Here is a 16,656-nt window from a genome sequence, read left to right on the forward strand (position 1 = left end):
TAATATCAAGAAAAGTGAAGGCAAAAATAAAGGCCAGAGAACACTGACCCTTTAGTAATAAATTCTACTTATTAATCCATTGACCTGACTGATCAACTAAAATATCGCCACCCTTACTGACTACCAATTTCAATGGGTTATAGGTAACCGCATAGGTAATTTCGCCATTTTTAAATAAGGAGCCAATTACTTTTCCTGTCGCATCGTTTAAAGTCTTCCCATTTAAAGAAATTGTACTATTGTCACCTTTTCTAATTCCAAGATAAAACATATCATTGCAGTCGCTTTCAAACGAACCACATTTATTTACTAGAGTAATGTTAAATTTATCGGTTTCAAAAATTCTTTTTTCGGAAACCGGCGACTTTAACACTTTTGTTAGTTTATAATTCTGCGGAGCATAATATTCACCTTTCTGTGGCGGTGTAATTAAAGTCCAGATCATTTTATCACCAACAACTTCCAGTTTCGCATGTCCCTTTTCACCACCAAATGAAGAGTTAAATTCCACATTTGCTCGATTTTCAGCAATAACACCCTTTAGATTATTCTCATCATCTGGGGGACAGTCAATGCGGTTACCGTTTTGCGTAACATAACAATAACTACCATTCACATTTTGACCAACTTGAGTTAATCGTAAAGTCAGTGTTGACTCATTTTTTTGTTCTCCGCTCCACTGACCAGAAAACAAATCTTTAGCTATTACATGACCACTATTAAAACCTGCAACCATCAATAGCATTACTAATTTTATATTCATTACAAAGCCACCTGTGCACACCGATCAACTCGATTTAACCAACCTGTCAAAAACTTAGCATTTTTTGAGTTATTTACCACAAGATTTTCATAATATTCTTTACGAATGTCCGCTATTCTGGAGGTAAGCTTCGCTGAGTCGCTTACGCTGTTCATTGCGTCTATAGTCTTAGGCCCTATTTTCCCATCTGCAATCAACTGCTGGCCAAACTCATTGTTCAGCAATTTTTGGATTTGTTTACCGGCTCCGCCGGAGGTTATGGTCCAATCATAAGACATTAGTGCGAGTTTAGGATCATTAAGATTGTTAAACCCAGACGGCTCCCAGTAACGTTTACGGTAAATTGTCTCAGCTTGTTCATTGGTTAAATTTTTTAGGTTATCCAATGTGGGTTCAACACCAAGATCTTCCTTGGCATATTTCTGCCATGTTTTCCACGCAATTCCTTTATTGGTAGCACCCCCTGCGTCGTTAGGGTCATTAACGTATCCTCCTTCATTTTGGAAGATAATAGGTGAGATCTTTGAAAACTTGTCCTCACTTTGAGTCGGTGTTGCTGAAGTGGCATTACTTACTGGGGCTTGAGGTGCTGGTTTCGTTGCAGACTGTGATGGCACAGGAGACGCTCCTGCCCCTTTCTTGCTTTGTTCCGGCGAAAACTTCGCCTGCACCGCCGCATCAATATCCCCTTTATGCCCTGCCCCCGGCGCCGTTGTGCCCGGCTTAGTGCCAGAGGTATTCAGATGCAGCTTACCGCCCGTGGTGATATAACCATCTCCCTCAACGAAGAAGTTAAACTCTTTGCCGATCAGGTTAATCTTGCCGTTAGCGTTCAGCTCAATAGCGCTCTCACCTGAGACCAGCCGCAGCTTCGTCCCGGATGCAATAACATACTGCTCGACCGCCGCATCCAGCTTGCCTTTCCCCGTCAGGATCTCGGTTCCACCTTTCACCGCTTGAGTCTGGTTTGCTTCCACACGATGCAGCTCGTTTTTCTTCACGTAATGGCTGCGCGCCCCGCCGACGCTGTGCGTTTCATCATTTTTAACGCTGGTATCCATGTTGCGCTCGGCCTGGATCCATACCTGTTCTGCGCCCGCTTTATCCTCAAAGCGCAGGGCGTTGGCGTTGTCCACGGAGCCCCCCTTAGAGCGGCTCATAAAGCCCATCTGCGTCGCCGCAGCCGGCAGCGCCCACGGTGGCATGCTCGCGTCGTTATACACGCGGCCGGTAATAATCGGACGGTCCGGGTCGCCGTTGATAAAGTCCACCACCACCTCATCGCCGACGCGCGGGATCTGCACCCCGCCGTAGCCCTGGCCCGCCCACGCGCTCGACACGCGCACCCAGCAGGAGCTGGTGTCATCGCCCTTCGCCAGACGGTCCCAGTGGAACTTCACCTTCACCCGGCCGTATTTGTCCGTCCAGATACTTTCCCCCTTCGGCCCCACCACTTTCGCCGTCTGCGGGCCGTAGGTGCGCGGCCACGCCGTGCTCTGCGCCGGACGGTAGGCCACCGACGCAGGAATGACCGTGAAATCGGTACGGTGTATGGTCTCCCCCTCGCCGCTGGCGTAGCGGTTCTCCTCGAAGTGGTAGCCCGCTGCCGTCACCAGATACTCCCCGTTGTCGCTGAAGAACGGCGCGTTGGTTAACGTGAAGGTGTGCCCCGGCGCTATCCCCGCCGCCGTGGCGGTGGCCTGAATCTGCTGGTGCTCAACCTGCCAGCGCTCCTGACGGATACGGGCATAGAACTCCCCGTGACCTTTGTCCACAAAGCGACCCGGCCAGTCGTACACGTCAATGCTGCCCGGCTTCGGCGACGCCGGGTTCTGCTGGGCCTGGAAAAGCCACGCGTTCGGCTTGCGGAAGTCATAGTCGTCGAGGCTGTAAATCCCCGGCGTCACGCTGTCCTCCAGCGCCCACTGGCTGATACCCTCTTCATCCGTACTGCCGCCGGACGGCGTCTGGTGGTAAGGAATGACCTCATAGCCGCTGAACGGCTGATGCTGCGTGGCGGCGTCAGTCAGCACCAGCGTGTGCTTGTCCGCATCGTGTCTGAAGTGATACGCAATCCCCTCCAGCTCCATCAGGCGGCTGATAAAGTCCAGGCTCGACTCCTGATACTGCACGCAGTAGTCCCAGACCCGGTAGCTGCCGGTGAGTTTATCCTCAACGTTGACCTGATGCTCGCCCAGCAGGGTTTTCACAATCTGCGGCACCGTCTGCCCCTGGAAAATACGCAGGTTACGGTCGCGCTTCATCGGCCACAGGTCCGGCTCCACCGTCAGCTGGTACACCGCATAGCGGGTGCCCGTCAGCTCAACGGCGCTCACCGCCACGCGGGTAATCTTGCCGTTAATATAGCGGGACGTCAGCAGATTCTGCGTCGGGATGGTCACCGTGACCGGCTGGCCCAGCAGCTTACTGCGGTCAATGCGCGCGTCCGTGCCGAGCACTGTCAGCGTCAGCGCAAACGACTCGGACATCGCCTCGCGGCCCGTCAGTTTCCAGAACAGAAGCCCCTCCACCGGGAGCTGAACGGTAATTCGGTTGAGCATAATCTTTATTCCATATTGCTTATGCGATTCAGAAAAGAGGTTCGCATCTATGCATGAGCGTCATTTATATATCAAAGTGAATGAGTTTTTTCTCTTTTGCCCATTACGTAAATGAGAGAATATATCTTCAGAAACTCCGAGATAACAAACAACCCTAAATTCACCCACACATTTGAAATACCAAACACACTTATCAGAAGTGGGAAAAGAGAAACCGAACATCTGAATGAAATGAGACGAAAGACTTCCTGAATAAGGGCAAACTTAATCGCAACATTTTTTCTCTTAAAAAACAGCCAGGCCGAAGCAAAAAGAGAAAGCAACAAAAGCAAATCAAATATAAAAAAGAGGGTTACGATAAAGCTGTAACCGCCTCCTGAAATGACATCTGAGTTCCCTGTGAACGCGATTATATCTGAAATGAAGGGGATCCTGTTCTGGCGAAGTGAATTTATAGAGTAAAGCAAAAGAGCCAGTACATCCATGCATCCCCAGAAACACCATAATTTATTTTTTAAATTCATAATCCTCTTCTCTGACTCCAGGTATCCATTGCCATGATTTACCACTTACTGCCCAGGCATCATCGCTCTCCAGGTATTTCTGATAAATGGATCGTTGTTCTCCGAATCGTCTAATTACAGATTTTTCAGATATCAACGCGCGTGATACTCCGTCCAGGTCTGCGGGTAGTGCTGTCCAGCGCTGGATTTTGTCGCGCGACGTATTCATGTAATCTTTACCGTCCGATCCAAATACTCTTCCCTCATCCCCCATGCTCGTCAGACGATTAATCGCCATGATCATAACATTTTTTGTGCCATGATAATCATCTTCCACAGTTTTCCAGTAACCTGGCCCATAGTGAGCAGTCAAGGGAATAAAAGCATCACGCGTTGGGGCTGGTTTTCCAAATAGAGCGACATTGTTTCGGTAACGTTCGAGGATGTAACTCACGAAAGCTGAGCTGTACATCTTCTCATCTACACAAAACAACTCTCCTGACTCAGAGATGAAAAAGGGATATATGGCTTTTGTCCGTTGACGGTGGTCTGTTAAAACGACTTCTCCTGAGTCAATTAACCGTTCAATTTTACTAAGATTTTGTGCGTAGAGAGGATCAAACACGGCATTAGGATTAAATTCGAAGCGACGTCGCAACGTTAAACCATCAATGCTGTGAAATGGATTTAAAGCACCGCGCACCACAACAAATTCACGCCCTACGTCGCTCCGTGCATAAACAGGAGAGACAATCTTTTCGAATTCCTTTGGATGAAGCCTTTGGCTTCGAAGATCGTACACTTCCATAGTTTCTCCTGTTTATATTTCTACGGATTCACCAGCCAGGTGCCCGGCTTGGCAATCTCCAGCGTCTGGCCACGCGTTCTTCCGTTGCCCTGCAGCTCAATCTTCGCCTCACCGGCCGGCAGCTTGAGCGATGCATAGCCGTTAGCTCCCGGGCGCAGCGCTTTTGGCTCACCGTTAACTTTCAGCGTTTCGCCGTCGAGGATCCGGATATAGACCAGCGCAATCGGGCTCGCGGCAGGCGGTGGCGTCTGCTGAGCCGTCGCCGGTTCGCTCACCGTCGCCGTTTCTGGCTTCACCTCTGGCGCGTTCGCGGCGGTCTCTGTCGGACGCGTCTCTGACGGAACCTGGGCAGCCTGCTCAGGCGCATCATTCCCACCGCTGAACAGCATCGCCCCGGCGACAACGCCCACCAGCACGCCCGCGGCAACCATGCCCGGGATCTTATAGCGACGCCAGTCGAGCACCGAAGCTGGCTTCTCTTCCTCAACCGGAACCAGCATGGTGCCGGTCTTTTTGGCGGTGAGCACGTCGTTGATCCCGGCGACCGGCATCTCAATCAGCGCCGCGAATTCGTCGATAGACTGCGGACGATCCTCCATGTGCAGCGCCAGCGCGCGGTCGATGGCCTGCAGCAGCGGAATGGAGTAGCCCTGCGGCATGATTTCCACCAGCGGCTTACAGGTGTCCTGGATGGAACGCACCACGCTGACCGGCGGCGGAGAACCCACAATCAAGGTACGCAGCACCGCGCCGAGGGCGTAAATATCCGTCCACGGCCCCTGCTCGCTCTCGTTGTCGTCGGTGTACTGCTCAATCGGCGCAAAGCCCGGGCGCAGCATGGTTTCCGTTTCGTCGGAGAGGTTACCAATCGTGCGGCGCGCGGAGCCGAAATCGAGCAGCACCGGCAGGCCGTTATCCTGGATCTGAATGTTATCCAGAGAGATGTCGCGGTGCAGGTAGCCTTCGTCGTGGATGGTCTTGATCGCACCGAACAGCATCGGCAGCGTGCGGCGGATCCAGGCTTCGTTGATCAGCTCCGGCTTTTCCTCGCGCAGGCGCGAAAGCGTGGTGCCGCTGTAAAACAGCGTCCCCATGTAGGCCGTGTCGTTTTGCACCCAGAAGCGCAGAACGTGCAGCAGGTTCGGGTGGTTAAAGCGCGCCAGCAGACGGGCTTCCTGAATGAAGCTGTTCAGGCCCGCGGAGAACGCTTTGCCAAAGCGCTCGCTGCGCAGCACCAGGGTCATGTCGTCGCCGCGCACGGCGAGCGAGGAAGGCATAAATTCTTTGATAGCGATAGTGCGTTCGAGCTGGTGATCCCACGCGCGATAGACAATGCCAAAACCGCCGCCGCCGATCACCTCTTTGATTTCAAACTCGTTGAAGCGGTACCCGACCGGGAGCGCGTTTGGGACAGTCCGATTGTTATCATTATCCGTCATCTTTTACAGTTCTCTTGATGATTATTACGCGGCAAACTGACAGTGAAACTCGCCCTGCTCGCAGGTGACGTGCAGGCGTCGGAACTGCTCGTCGCTGCGGCTGGCGGTAAGTAAGATCTGGCTCATCTGAGGCAGCAGGGTGTTAGTCAGGATAGCATCTACCATGCGGCCGCCGGACTCCACCTCGGTGCAGCGCTGAACAATCTGTTCCACCACGCTGTCGTCAAACTCAGAAATAATGCTGTGATTCTCTTCCAGACGACGCTGAATGCGCTTGAGCTGCAGGCGCACAATCTGCCCGAGCATCTCGTCGCTGAGCGGGTAGTACGGCACCACCAGCAGGCGGCCCAGCAGCGCCGGCGGGAATACTTCCAGCAGCGGCTGGCGCAGCGCGCCGCTTAATGCGTCAGGCTCCGGCATCAGCTCCGGATCGGCGCACATGGCGCTTATCAGCTCGGTGCCCACGTTGGACGTCAGAATGATAATGGTGTTACGGAAATCAATGTGGCGCCCCTCGCCGTCCTCCATCCAGCCTTTGTCGAAGACCTGGAAGAAGATCTCATGGACGTCCGGGTGCGCTTTTTCAATTTCGTCCAGCAGCACCACGCTGTAAGGGCGACGGCGCACGGCCTCGGTTAACACGCCGCCTTCACCATACCCTACGTATCCCGGAGGCGCACCTTTTAAGGTGGAAACGGTGTGCGCTTCCTGGAACTCGCTCATGTTGATGGTAATGACGTTCTGCTCGCCGCCGTACAGGGATTCCGCCAGCGCCAGCGCGGTTTCAGTTTTCCCGACGCCGGACGGGCCGCACAGCATAAAGACGCCCACCGGTTTGTTCGGATCGTCGAGCTTCGCCCGCGAGGTTTTCACGCGGCGGGCAATGAGATCCAGCCCGTGACGCTGGCCGATAACGCGCTGGTTCAGCGTATCGGCAAGGTTCAGCACCGCGTCGATCTCGTTTTTCACCATCCGGCCCAGCGGGATCCCGGTCCAGTCAGAGACGACTGCGGCGACCACGTTTTCATCTACCGCCGCAAACAGCAGCGGCTCGTCACCCTGCAAGGCGTTCAGCGCCTGCTGCTGCTCCGCCAGCTGGCTGCGCAGCTCGGCGGTCTCTTCCTCGCCCGCCGCAAACAGCGCGGCGCGCAGGCGGATGATCTCCTGCACCAGACCGCGCTCGTCTTCCCAGCGCCGGGCCAGAGCTTCGCGTTTTGTTTCATACGCGTCGCGCTCTGTGATTAATGCCGTTACGCGCTCTGCGTCACCGGCGCCGACGCGCGCTTCGCGTTCAGCAATTTCAATTTCCACGTCCAGCGCGGCAAGATGGCGCAGGCAGTCTTCCAGCTGCGCCGGCGGCGCGCTCTGGCTGACCGCCACGCGGGCGCAGGCGGTATCGAGCAGGGCTACGGCTTTGTCCGGCAGCTGACGCGCCGGAATGTAGCGATGGGACAGCTTCACCGCCGCGCTGACCGCTTCGTCGAGCAGCAGGACCTGGTGGTGCGTCTCAAGCGGCGACACGGTGCTGCGCAGCATCAGAATCGCTTTCGCTTCGTCCGGCTCGTGAACCTGTACGGTCTGGAAACGACGGGTCAGCGCCGGGTCTTTTTCAATGTACTTTTTGTATTCCGCCCAGGTGGTGGCACCGATGGTGCGTAGCTGACCGCGCGCCAGGGCCGGTTTCAGCAGGTTCGCCGCATCGCCGGTTCCCTGCTGGCCGCCTGCACCAATCAGAGTGTGGATCTCATCGATAAACAGAATAATCGGCGTGGCGCTGGACTGGACTTCATTAATGAGCGCCTGCAGACGGGCTTCAAATTCGCCTTTCATGCCCGCGCCGGCCTGCAGCATGCCGATATCCAGCAGCCACAGCTGAATATTTTGCAGCGGCTCCGGCACGTCGCCGTCGGCGATACGCAGCGCCAGCCCTTCAACGACTGCGGTTTTGCCGACCCCGGCCTCCCCGGTCAGCAGCGGGTTGTTCTGGCGGCGGCGCATCAGGATATCGACCATCTGGCGGATCTCCTCGTCGCGCCCGACAACCGGGTCAATCTTCCCGTCGCGGGCACGAGCGGTCAGGTCCTGGCCGTACTGGGCCAGCGTACCCTGAGCCGCCGGGACCGCACCCGCCGGTGCATCGACGGCGGCAGCGGCCTGCTGCGTCTCTTTACTGTTGCCACAGATGGCGTCGAACTGCTCAATCAGCACTTCGACGTTAAGGCGGGTGAACTGCGACGAGATGCTTTTCAGCACGTTGGCCAGATTCCAGGTCTTTAGGATGCCGATCAGCAAATGGCCGCCGCGAATGCGGCTGACGCCAAACTTCAGCGAGCCGAATACCCAGGCGCGCTCCACGGCGCTGTCGATATGTTCGGAGAGATCGGAAACGGAACTTGCGCCACGCGGCAGAGCGTCCAGCGCCGCCACGATATCGCGCGTTAGCTGCTGTTCGTCGAGGGCAAAGTGGCGGATGACCTGCTGCAGATCGCCATCCTGCTGCTGCATCAGCTGATGCAGCCAGTGCACCAGCTCAACGTAGGGGTTGCCGCGCAGCTTGCAGAAGGCAGTCGCGCTTTCCAGAGAGGTAAATAACAGCGTATCCAGTTTGCCGAAAAGCACGGCACGGCTAATTTCTGACATGTTCGGTTCCGTTGATAACAATGCGTTAGAAAAATTTATCGCTCTGCGCGATACACCAGATCGCCACGCGGGACAGGCTGCGGCTGATGCCCCAGCCAGGTGTTAAAGCCTAATCGCCCATCGCTGCCGAGCGTGGTACCCTGCACCGCGTCTTCACGCAGGATCACCCGTGTTTCCCATTCAAACTCAATTCCCGCGTACTGGCGCACCCAGTCGCGCAGCTCGGTGACCCACGCTTCGCCCGGCAGAAAGCGGTTGTACTCCTCCGCGCTCAGCGGGCCAATCTCGATACGAAACTTATGCTGCACGTCGCGGACGGCGACGCCGAGAAAAGCGGATTCCCCCATGCGCGGCATGCAGCGTCCTGCTCCCAGCTGCGCCTGCTCGCGGGTGGAGAGCGGCATCCACTGCGGCACGTTGCTCACCAGCTTAACCGGCGCTTTAAAATAGCTGCGCAGGATCTTCTCCAGCCCTTCCGGATCCCGCCCGTGGCGGGTCAGGTGCCCGGCGTGGGTAAAGCGGGCATGGGCGCTCAGGCTGCCCTTGTTCATCTGACCCGGCTGTCCCATTCCGATCAGCGACGCCAGGTAGCCCTCAAAGCGCTTATTGTCGGCGCGATCGAGGGAAACGGCAGGCTGCGCATCCGCCCAGGCGCGGTAAAACAGCAGCGCAAGACGATGATGGAACAGATCGGCAAACGCGCTGAGGCTGGTGTCCTGATGATGATGAATCCGCTCGCGGGCGTACTCGGTCATATGCACCGGCAGCGGGCCGTTCGGGCCAAACAGGCCAAAGCTGAGGATCGACACCTCATGCAGCCCGCTTTCCTCACGCTTTCGCACCTGGGCCAGCGTCGACGGCGCAAAGCTCATTGAGGGCTGCTGGCCAATGCGCAGCGGCTCAAATTTCGGCAGCGGCGCGCGTCCCAGCGGGTAGCGCTCGCCGCCCTGGGCATCAATGCGCCTTAACAGCTGAAACAGATCGTAGCGCCAGGGCGTCTCGCGGACCCCGTGCCAGAACGTATCCGGCAGCTTCGTCAGGCGATGCACGCGCAGCGGTGCGGTGGCAGCGTCACTCATACCAGCGCCCTTTTACCCATGCGCGGCGCCCAGTAGCCTATCTCGCCGCGCTGCTGACTCTTCAGGGTGAACTCGGTGAAGCTGTTGATGGAGACCAGACGGGCAAAAAGGCGCTCCATCACGCTGCCGAAAAGCCACGGGCTGGCGCCGGAAAACGCCCGCTCGTCCACCGTCAGGGTGATGCCAATTCCGCGGGCGAAAACGACCGGGCCGGGTTCAGGCACGCGGCGGTGTACCGGCTCCAGTACGCAGTGGCGAACCCCCTCCACCTGACGCGCAACCGGCGTTTCGGCCAGGTTGGCGTACAGACCTAACAGCTGGCGCAGCGCCGCTGCCCCCTCTTCATTTTCGCTGTCCATCAGGCTGAGGTAGTTCATCTGCAGCTGGCTGATGAGCCGCCAGGTGCTGAACCCTTCCGCCAGCGCCGGACGCGGCGGCGTCGGGCCTTTGCGCAGGGTTAACCCCTTCACCGGCATGGAGTCGGCCATAATGAACTGCCCGAGCTCCTGCTGGAGCATCAGCGGCAGGTCGCGGCTGGTACAGAGCACCTCGGCAGAGATGTAGCGCAGGTTTTCCTGCCACGGGGCATGCTGTTCATCCACCAGCGAGACAAAGACCTCCGAGCCGATATAGCCGGTACGGGTGCCGTAGCGCAGGGCGTGCTCGGAGAGCACGCGCTGTTCCCGGCGCAGGGAAAAATAGGCCCCGTAGTTACCCGCGTCGCCGCTCCAGGTGCTCCAGAACGGACGAAACGTCTGGTCGTCGCGCTGGCCGTCGGCGCTGCCAAAAATTTTATTTACCGCATAAATTTCGTAGTCCAGCGGGCGGATGTTATCGACCACCAGATGGTATTCATGCTGGCCTTCATTCAGCTTCTGCCGGGCCGCCACTTTCGGGAACAGGTTGATGACCGGCGTGCAGTGCAGCGCCAGATGGCTGGCGTCGACCACGCGCTCCAGCTGTTCATCCGACTTATCCAGCAGAATGAAGATATCGAAGGCTTTTTCGTTTTCGCAGCGCTGGATAAGCGTGCTCAGACCGCTCAGGCTGATAAAGCGGAAGCGGGCCGGAAACGCAAAATACTCCTGCAGCAGACGGTAGCCGTCAAAGTTGCGCAGATCGTCCGGGAGGAGCGCCTGGTCCGGCGCAAAGCCCTCCTGACGCAGCGCATCCGTTGCCAGCAGCTGTCGCTGCGGCTGCGGGCTGACCGTCTGGCAGACGATCCCGGCGTGGTGCTCCATCACCAGCTCCAGCAGCTTCAGCGCCTCAATGTCCGGGCCGCTGAGGAAAAACTCCAGCCGGTCAAAATTCAGGTGCCCGAGGTTTTGCGGGCCGTCGCAGGCAATGCGGATCCGCAAGGCGCTGTTGATCCCCCGCTGGCTTAAGCCGAGCTGCGCCAGCGGCAGGTCAGCGGGCACGCCGCCGAACTCCACTTTGTCGATTTTCAGCGGCAGCAGATTAACCTCGTGCGCGGTGGTATAGCTGCAGGTTACGCCGGTTTTTTTCAGCGCCAGGCTGTCCATCATGGTGCCGCGCGGCACAATAAAGCCGTTGCTCAGATCGCCGCGGCTGCTGTCGGGCTCAATTTCCGCAATCGCCATTGAAGGGGTGGGCGCGAGGTAGTTCGGCGCGATCATCTCCAGCAGACGCTGGGAGAAGCGCGGAAACTCCGCGTCCATTTTCATCTGCACGCGGGAGGTCAGAAACGCGAAACCTTCCATCAGGCGTTCGGTGTACGGGTCCGCCACTTCGATGCCGCGCATGCCCAGCCGCCCGGCGACCTTCGGATAGCGTTCGGCAAACTCGGCCCCCATTTCGCGCAGGTAGGCCAGCTCACGGTTGTAATATTCGAGCAGTTTACTTTCCATGATTACCCCGCATCTTTCAGTTCAAAATGGCCGTTTTCCAGATCGACATCGGTGCGAAACAGAAACTCCAGCGGGTACGGCACACACCATAAGCGCCCTTTAATCTCGATGGAGAGCACGTTGTGCAGATCCAGCGAGGAGGTATCCGACACGCAGCGGACCTGCAGCCCCTGCGGCAAAATTCGCGGTTCAAAATTGATGATGGCCTCGGTGAGCTTGCGCTGAATATCGTGCCATTCGATGTCCGACATTCTCTTCCCGGCGAGCGGCGCGACGCCGAAGTTAACCACCGAGCGGCTCACGTGCGGTAGCGCGCTTAAATCGCCGGAGGCATCGTGGTTGATGGTGTTAAACAGCCACTGCAGATCCCGCAGCACGTTACGACGCAGCGCGGCGTGGGTGATCAGGTTGCTGTTAGCCGGCTCGCGTTTTTTTTCCGGGTCGTTATCGGTGAGGCGATCGAGCAGCGAAGGCTGCATTTTGTCGCGCGCCCCCACCTTCTCCTGCCTGCTGCGGGCTTGCCAGCCGCTGCGCAGCAGATCGCCTTCGCCAGCGGGATTACTCATCGGCTCCATCCGTCGCAAACGACACGAGGCTTAACGACAGCAACGGGCTTTCGCTTTGCTCACTGAGCCAGGCTTTCTGGCCCATCCCTTCGTAGAGGGTGCCGTCCTCGTCGAGCGGCTGCCACTCGGTAGTGCGGCCCAGTTTGATCGCATCCGACGCATCGGCAGCAAACGGATAACGCGCCGGGATCTGACATACCTGCTCCGTACCGTCAGTCAGGCGCACCAGCGCGTGACGCCAGACCAGATCGGTCACGCTGGCAGGCGCCTGGAAACGGATCTCGGCGATAGCGTTAAACGGCAGCCAGAAATAGCGGCCGTTCACGATGGTTTCGCACACCGGGCCGAGACGGGCATCGCCGTCCATCAGCCAGTCAAACGCCTGAGCCTCATCGTTTTCGAGGGTGATGTGGCCGGGAGTGGCCTGCGCCTGGTCAAGCGCTTCAAGGCGCAGCGACCGGGCACGCTCGCCCTCCTCGCGGAGCGCCGCGGCCAGGGGGGTCAGCCACGGCCACTGAGTTTCAGGCATGGCCGGACGCGCCTGCCCCGCCATCACCTGTGCGCGCTGCAGCTCACCCTGAATGGACTGCTCCAGCAGCGTGACGGTGGGTTTCGCCTGCGGCTTCAGCGCCAGCCAGCTTTTCAGCTGGGTCAGCGCGCGCGTCCCGTTGCCGCTGAGGATTAAAAACTGCACGAACGCGGCGCGGAGGTCTGCATCTGCCGGACGGGCTTTGATCTCAGCTTCAAGACGCGCCAGCGCGTCGTTGAGCGTTTCACCCGCCAGGTGTTGATAGAGCGTATTCATAGCCATTCCTTAATTCGCCGCGCGCCAGGCGCCCACTGCCGGATCGCGCAGCTGAGGACGCAGGGTATCAATCAGAACGATATTCAGCGGGGTGCCTGGGGCAACCCAGGCGCTCCAGGTTTTCTTCACCGCCGCAATACGCGCCTGCAGTTTTGCATCGTCGCTGGCGGTCTCGCGGGAAATTTCTACCGCAACCGTGCCGTTGCTCTTCCAGCTGTTCAGGGTGCTGTCGTAAGGCAGGATCATCCAGCTCTGATCGCTGTCTGGCGTGCTGAATACCATGCGCTCTTTATTGACGGAGGTGATCAGCGCGTTTTCCGGATCGGCGCTCTGATTCAGCCCCATCACCGGGAAGCCGTGAATGTAGGTCACTGCCATCTCTTTCTGCCCGCCGTTGCGGGACTGAGAGATAACGGTGTGACCGCTCAGCCAACTGCCGTTACCACAGCGGGTGGTGTCAGAATCCGGAATAAAGAGCGCCGGAGCGGACGCGCCGCCCTCCCAGAAGGTGCGCAGGTGGCAGCCATCCTGCAGGGTAAACTCCTGCCACGGCGTGCGGTCGGCGGCAACGGTGCGGGAAGCCACGTTCTGATCGGGTGGCAGTAACGCGCCGCTGGCTGGGGTTGCGGTGACGGTCTCGGCAGGCGCGGCCTGCTGCTGTTTCACCACCAGCGCCCAGTCCTGCGCTTTAGCTGCCGTGCCCTGCGCCAGCGTCGTCCCCTCGGGATCGTTGAGCGTCCAGCTGAGTTTATTCACTTTGCTGCACTGGTGTTCCAGCAGCGAGCCAAGGCGCGGCACAAAGTTTTCCAGCACGGAGACCTCTTTCTTGCCGTTCGCCACAATGCGCAGCGCCACTTCTGGCTTACACCAGCTCTGCGGGGTGTTGTCTTTGATGTTGTCGATCCAGATATCCAGCTTCTGCGCAGGAGACTGCACGATGCGGAAATTTTCAGCCTGCGCGGTGGAGGTCGCCGCCAGAAGTGCCAAACCCGATAGCCAAAGTTTCATATCGTTCCTTGTGTGTCTAATCAGTTCCGCAGGGAAGAAATTGTGCTGCATCAGAGAGGGTGTGCAGCAAAGTGGTGTCCTGAGGGTTGCCCATCCATACCGCCAGGGCGGTATAGTTATCCTGCGCATTCCCCTCCTGCTCGCCATTCTTTTGAATGATTTGGTTCATTAAGGTCAGCCACTCCTGCGGCGTATTGACCATGTGCAGCGACTGCTTCATTTGCTCTTCGCTGACGCCGTGCCAGAACCCGTCGGTGCAGAGTAAAAAGGCATCGCCGTCTTCTACCTGCACCACGTCGCTGTAGCTCGCTTCCGGTCCGCCGTTTTCAATTCCCAGCGCCAGATAAAGCAGGTTGCTGTTGAGATCGTCCGTCTGATGCCCGGCATCCTTCATCTGCTGCACCAGACTGTGGTCCGTGGTGACGTGCCACAGCCACCCCCGGCGAAACAGGTAGAGGCGGCTGTCGCCGGCATGTGCCCAGTACGCCAGCCCGTAATCCCGGTCAATGAACAGGCTGACCAGCGTCGTGCCCATCCGGCGATAGTCCTGAACGGCCTGCTGTTCGCTCAGAATGGTGCGATTCGCCGTCTGCACGTAGTCGCGGATATGCTGCGCGTTGAGGTGCTTGTCGCCATCGAAGCGGGAGATAATGCTGTTACGGGCCAGTTCCGCGGCGACTTCACCACCGGGCAGACCCGCGATGCCGTCGCAGACGACAAAGCAGGCTGAGCGTTCCCCTATGGCTTCTCCCGTCTGATCCTGGTTGCTGGCGCGCGTCCCCTGGCGGGAGAGAGAAGCGGTTGCGATATTCATTTGTCTTCCGATCCGCTCTGTGAGTCTTTGTACTGATTCACCTCCATGTCATACGCATGAAGGAAGGCTTCGCCGAACAGGGTGTGGAAGTCATCCTCAATCTCGCCCGCCGTCTCGCCATAGCTGCGAACAAAATAGTCCCACAGGGCGGCTTTGCGGCTGCCCGGCAGCGCCAGACGCGAGGTCATGCCGTTCTGCTTCGCCTGCTCCTCCAGCTGTTCCGGGTTAAAGGACTGCAGCATCGCGGCGATGATGGCGCGGATACCGGAGATCATCCCCAGCTGGTGCGCCTGCAGGTCGATCAGCGCGTCGCGCACCGATTTGGTCGGCGGCATAAAGCCCGGCATCGGGGTGCCGAACATCTGAATTAAGACGGTTTTCCCGGTCGGCAACAGCTTGAACGGGTTGTTGGCATCGTCCAGCACCATGGTCATATCGGCTTTTACACCGCGTTTCAGGATGGAGCGCGACGAGAGCAGCGCCACTGTGCCCTGCGAGAACATGCCGAGAATCTGCCCCAACTGACGCATATTTTCCCGGTCAAACTGCGGAACAGGCTGCATTTCGCTCAGGCCCATACCTTCAAGCAGCGCCTGCAGCAGCTCGCCCTGCAGCACTTCACCCTTCTCGCCATTATTCGGGCTGGCGGTTGGGGATGCCGCGTTATTGACCGGGTCGATGCGCAGGCGCCCCTTCGGTGCCTGAGCGCTGCTGCGCGCAACGGCCTGCGGCGTAGGCATGGTGAAGCCTGCGTAATCCGGCCGTGCAGGCTCTTCTTCACGCGGCGTATCCTGCGGCTCTGGGGCGAACAGCGGAGAATCGGCAAGCACGTCCTCTTCCTGCTCCGGTTCAGGCGTTGGTGCTGGCTTTTCGTCTGCAATATCATCCGGGTGGGTTAACGGTGCTCCGCCCATCAGCCCGAGCGGGTCATCATTGCGCGCGGCTGGCGCGCTGGCCTTTCCACCGAACAGCGCCAGCGGGTCAAGCTCGTCCGCCGCGTCTTCTTTAGGGGCGGGTTGCCCCTCAACCGGCGGCACCAGCGTGGAAGGCGTCACGTCGTCAAAAATGCTCTCTTTTTTGAACAGCGCTTCGTCGCTGAACAGCGTGTCCGGGTCGACGTTCTTGCGCTCAAGCGTTGGATCGCTGTCGTTGAACATCGCCAACGGATCTTCGGCATTACGCTCCGGCGCGGCGGGCTGGGAGAAGGGATCCTGTGAGGCCGCAGGCTGCGGTTTAGCGCGGTTGCTGGAGATGCTGTCGGAGATGGAGAACTCCTGCATCAGGCTGTCCCAGATTTCGGAAGGCACGGCGGTCGGTTCCGCCTTCCCGCGTGGCGCGGGGTTAGCAGGCTTCGCTTGCGCTGCGGGCGCAGCGGGTGCGGCTGTCGGACGCGCCTGCTGCTGCATGCTGGCCGCCATGCGGCTCACCGGCTGTGTGTCGTGGATCAGTTCGGTCACTTCGATACGGTAGTCATCAATACCGAGAATGTCGCCATCCTGCAGTTCAACCTGACGCCCACGCTCCAGCGGAATATCATTCAATACCACGCGGGTGACGCTGCCACGGTTGGTGACACGGCATTCGCCCTGAGCGTCAACGTGGACAATGGCCTGCAGACGCGAGATGGTGCGGTCATTGTCCGGTAATACCAGATTGTTATCCGTACCGCGCCCAATGGTGCCGCCCGGGGCGTAAAAATCACAGCTGCTTTGCGGCGGCTGATGACCGGGTTTCGTAGAAATAATCGTGAATCGCATGGCGTATTCCTGCTGGTATGATTAGCGCTCAAACGCTGCCGCTCT

The 16,656-nt window shown here is 58.1% G+C and carries 13 protein-coding genes; all 13 read right to left on the reverse strand.

What is annotated here, in order from left to right; translation table 11 throughout:
- Window positions 1-64: 64 nt before the first annotated feature.
- Window positions 65-763, reverse strand: coding sequence for a hypothetical protein (locus AC2FAJ_RS04875; RefSeq protein WP_041909562.1), 699 nt, complete (start codon window positions 761-763; stop codon window positions 65-67).
- Window positions 763-3,324, reverse strand: a complete 2,562-nt coding sequence (gene tssI, locus AC2FAJ_RS04880) for a type VI secretion system tip protein TssI/VgrG (protein ID WP_485453892.1) — start codon at window positions 3,322-3,324, stop codon at window positions 763-765. Before tssI ends, AC2FAJ_RS04875 begins: the two co-directional genes overlap by 1 nt.
- Window positions 3,325-3,395: 71 nt before the next feature.
- Window positions 3,396-3,848 carry a hypothetical protein gene (locus AC2FAJ_RS04885; RefSeq protein WP_485453893.1) on the reverse strand — a complete coding sequence of 151 codons (453 nt, stop codon included), beginning with the start codon at window positions 3,846-3,848 and terminating at the stop codon, window positions 3,396-3,398.
- Entirely contained in the window at window positions 3,832-4,635 is an 804-nt protein-coding gene (locus AC2FAJ_RS04890; protein ID WP_485453894.1) for a DUF8093 domain-containing protein, read from the reverse strand. Before AC2FAJ_RS04890 ends, AC2FAJ_RS04885 begins: the two co-directional genes overlap by 17 nt.
- 20 nt (window positions 4,636-4,655) lie before the next feature.
- The gene (locus AC2FAJ_RS04895; protein WP_473209192.1) at window positions 4,656-6,074 is read right to left on the reverse strand and encodes a serine/threonine protein kinase; all 1,419 of its coding nucleotides are present in this window, start codon (window positions 6,072-6,074) and stop codon (window positions 4,656-4,658) included.
- A 24-nt stretch (window positions 6,075-6,098) separates the two neighbouring features.
- Entirely contained in the window at window positions 6,099-8,714 is a 2,616-nt protein-coding gene (tssH, locus tag AC2FAJ_RS04900; RefSeq protein ID WP_041909556.1) for a type VI secretion system ATPase TssH, read from the reverse strand.
- Window positions 8,715-8,749: 35 nt separating this feature from the next.
- On the reverse strand, window positions 8,750-9,793 hold the full coding sequence (tssG, locus tag AC2FAJ_RS04905; protein ID WP_041909554.1) for a type VI secretion system baseplate subunit TssG: 1,044 nt from the start codon (window positions 9,791-9,793) through the stop codon (window positions 8,750-8,752).
- On the reverse strand, window positions 9,790-11,661 hold the full coding sequence (tssF, locus tag AC2FAJ_RS04910; RefSeq protein ID WP_041909549.1) for a type VI secretion system baseplate subunit TssF: 1,872 nt from the start codon (window positions 11,659-11,661) through the stop codon (window positions 9,790-9,792). The genes tssG and tssF overlap by 4 nt, the downstream gene beginning before the upstream one ends.
- Before the next feature lie 2 nt (window positions 11,662-11,663).
- Complete coding sequence (tssE, locus tag AC2FAJ_RS04915) at window positions 11,664-12,227, reverse strand: type VI secretion system baseplate subunit TssE (protein ID WP_028013485.1); 564 nt, start codon at window positions 12,225-12,227, stop codon at window positions 11,664-11,666.
- A complete protein-coding gene (locus tag AC2FAJ_RS04920; RefSeq protein WP_047364892.1) occupies window positions 12,220-13,032 on the reverse strand; it encodes a type VI secretion system accessory protein TagJ in 813 nt (270 codons plus the stop codon). The genes tssE and AC2FAJ_RS04920 overlap by 8 nt, the downstream gene beginning before the upstream one ends.
- A gap of 9 nt (window positions 13,033-13,041) precedes the next feature.
- Entirely contained in the window at window positions 13,042-14,040 is a 999-nt protein-coding gene (locus AC2FAJ_RS04925; RefSeq protein ID WP_047364890.1) for a hypothetical protein, read from the reverse strand.
- A gap of 16 nt (window positions 14,041-14,056) precedes the next feature.
- On the reverse strand, window positions 14,057-14,854 hold the full coding sequence (locus AC2FAJ_RS04930) for a PP2C family protein-serine/threonine phosphatase (RefSeq protein WP_302232080.1): 798 nt from the start codon (window positions 14,852-14,854) through the stop codon (window positions 14,057-14,059).
- Window positions 14,851-16,611, reverse strand: coding sequence for a type VI secretion system-associated FHA domain protein TagH (gene tagH, locus AC2FAJ_RS04935; RefSeq protein ID WP_193358934.1), 1,761 nt, complete (start codon window positions 16,609-16,611; stop codon window positions 14,851-14,853). Before tagH ends, AC2FAJ_RS04930 begins: the two co-directional genes overlap by 4 nt.
- Window positions 16,612-16,656 lie beyond the last annotated feature (45 nt).

It is taken from the genome of Enterobacter cloacae complex sp. 385G4 (assembly GCF_057320665.1).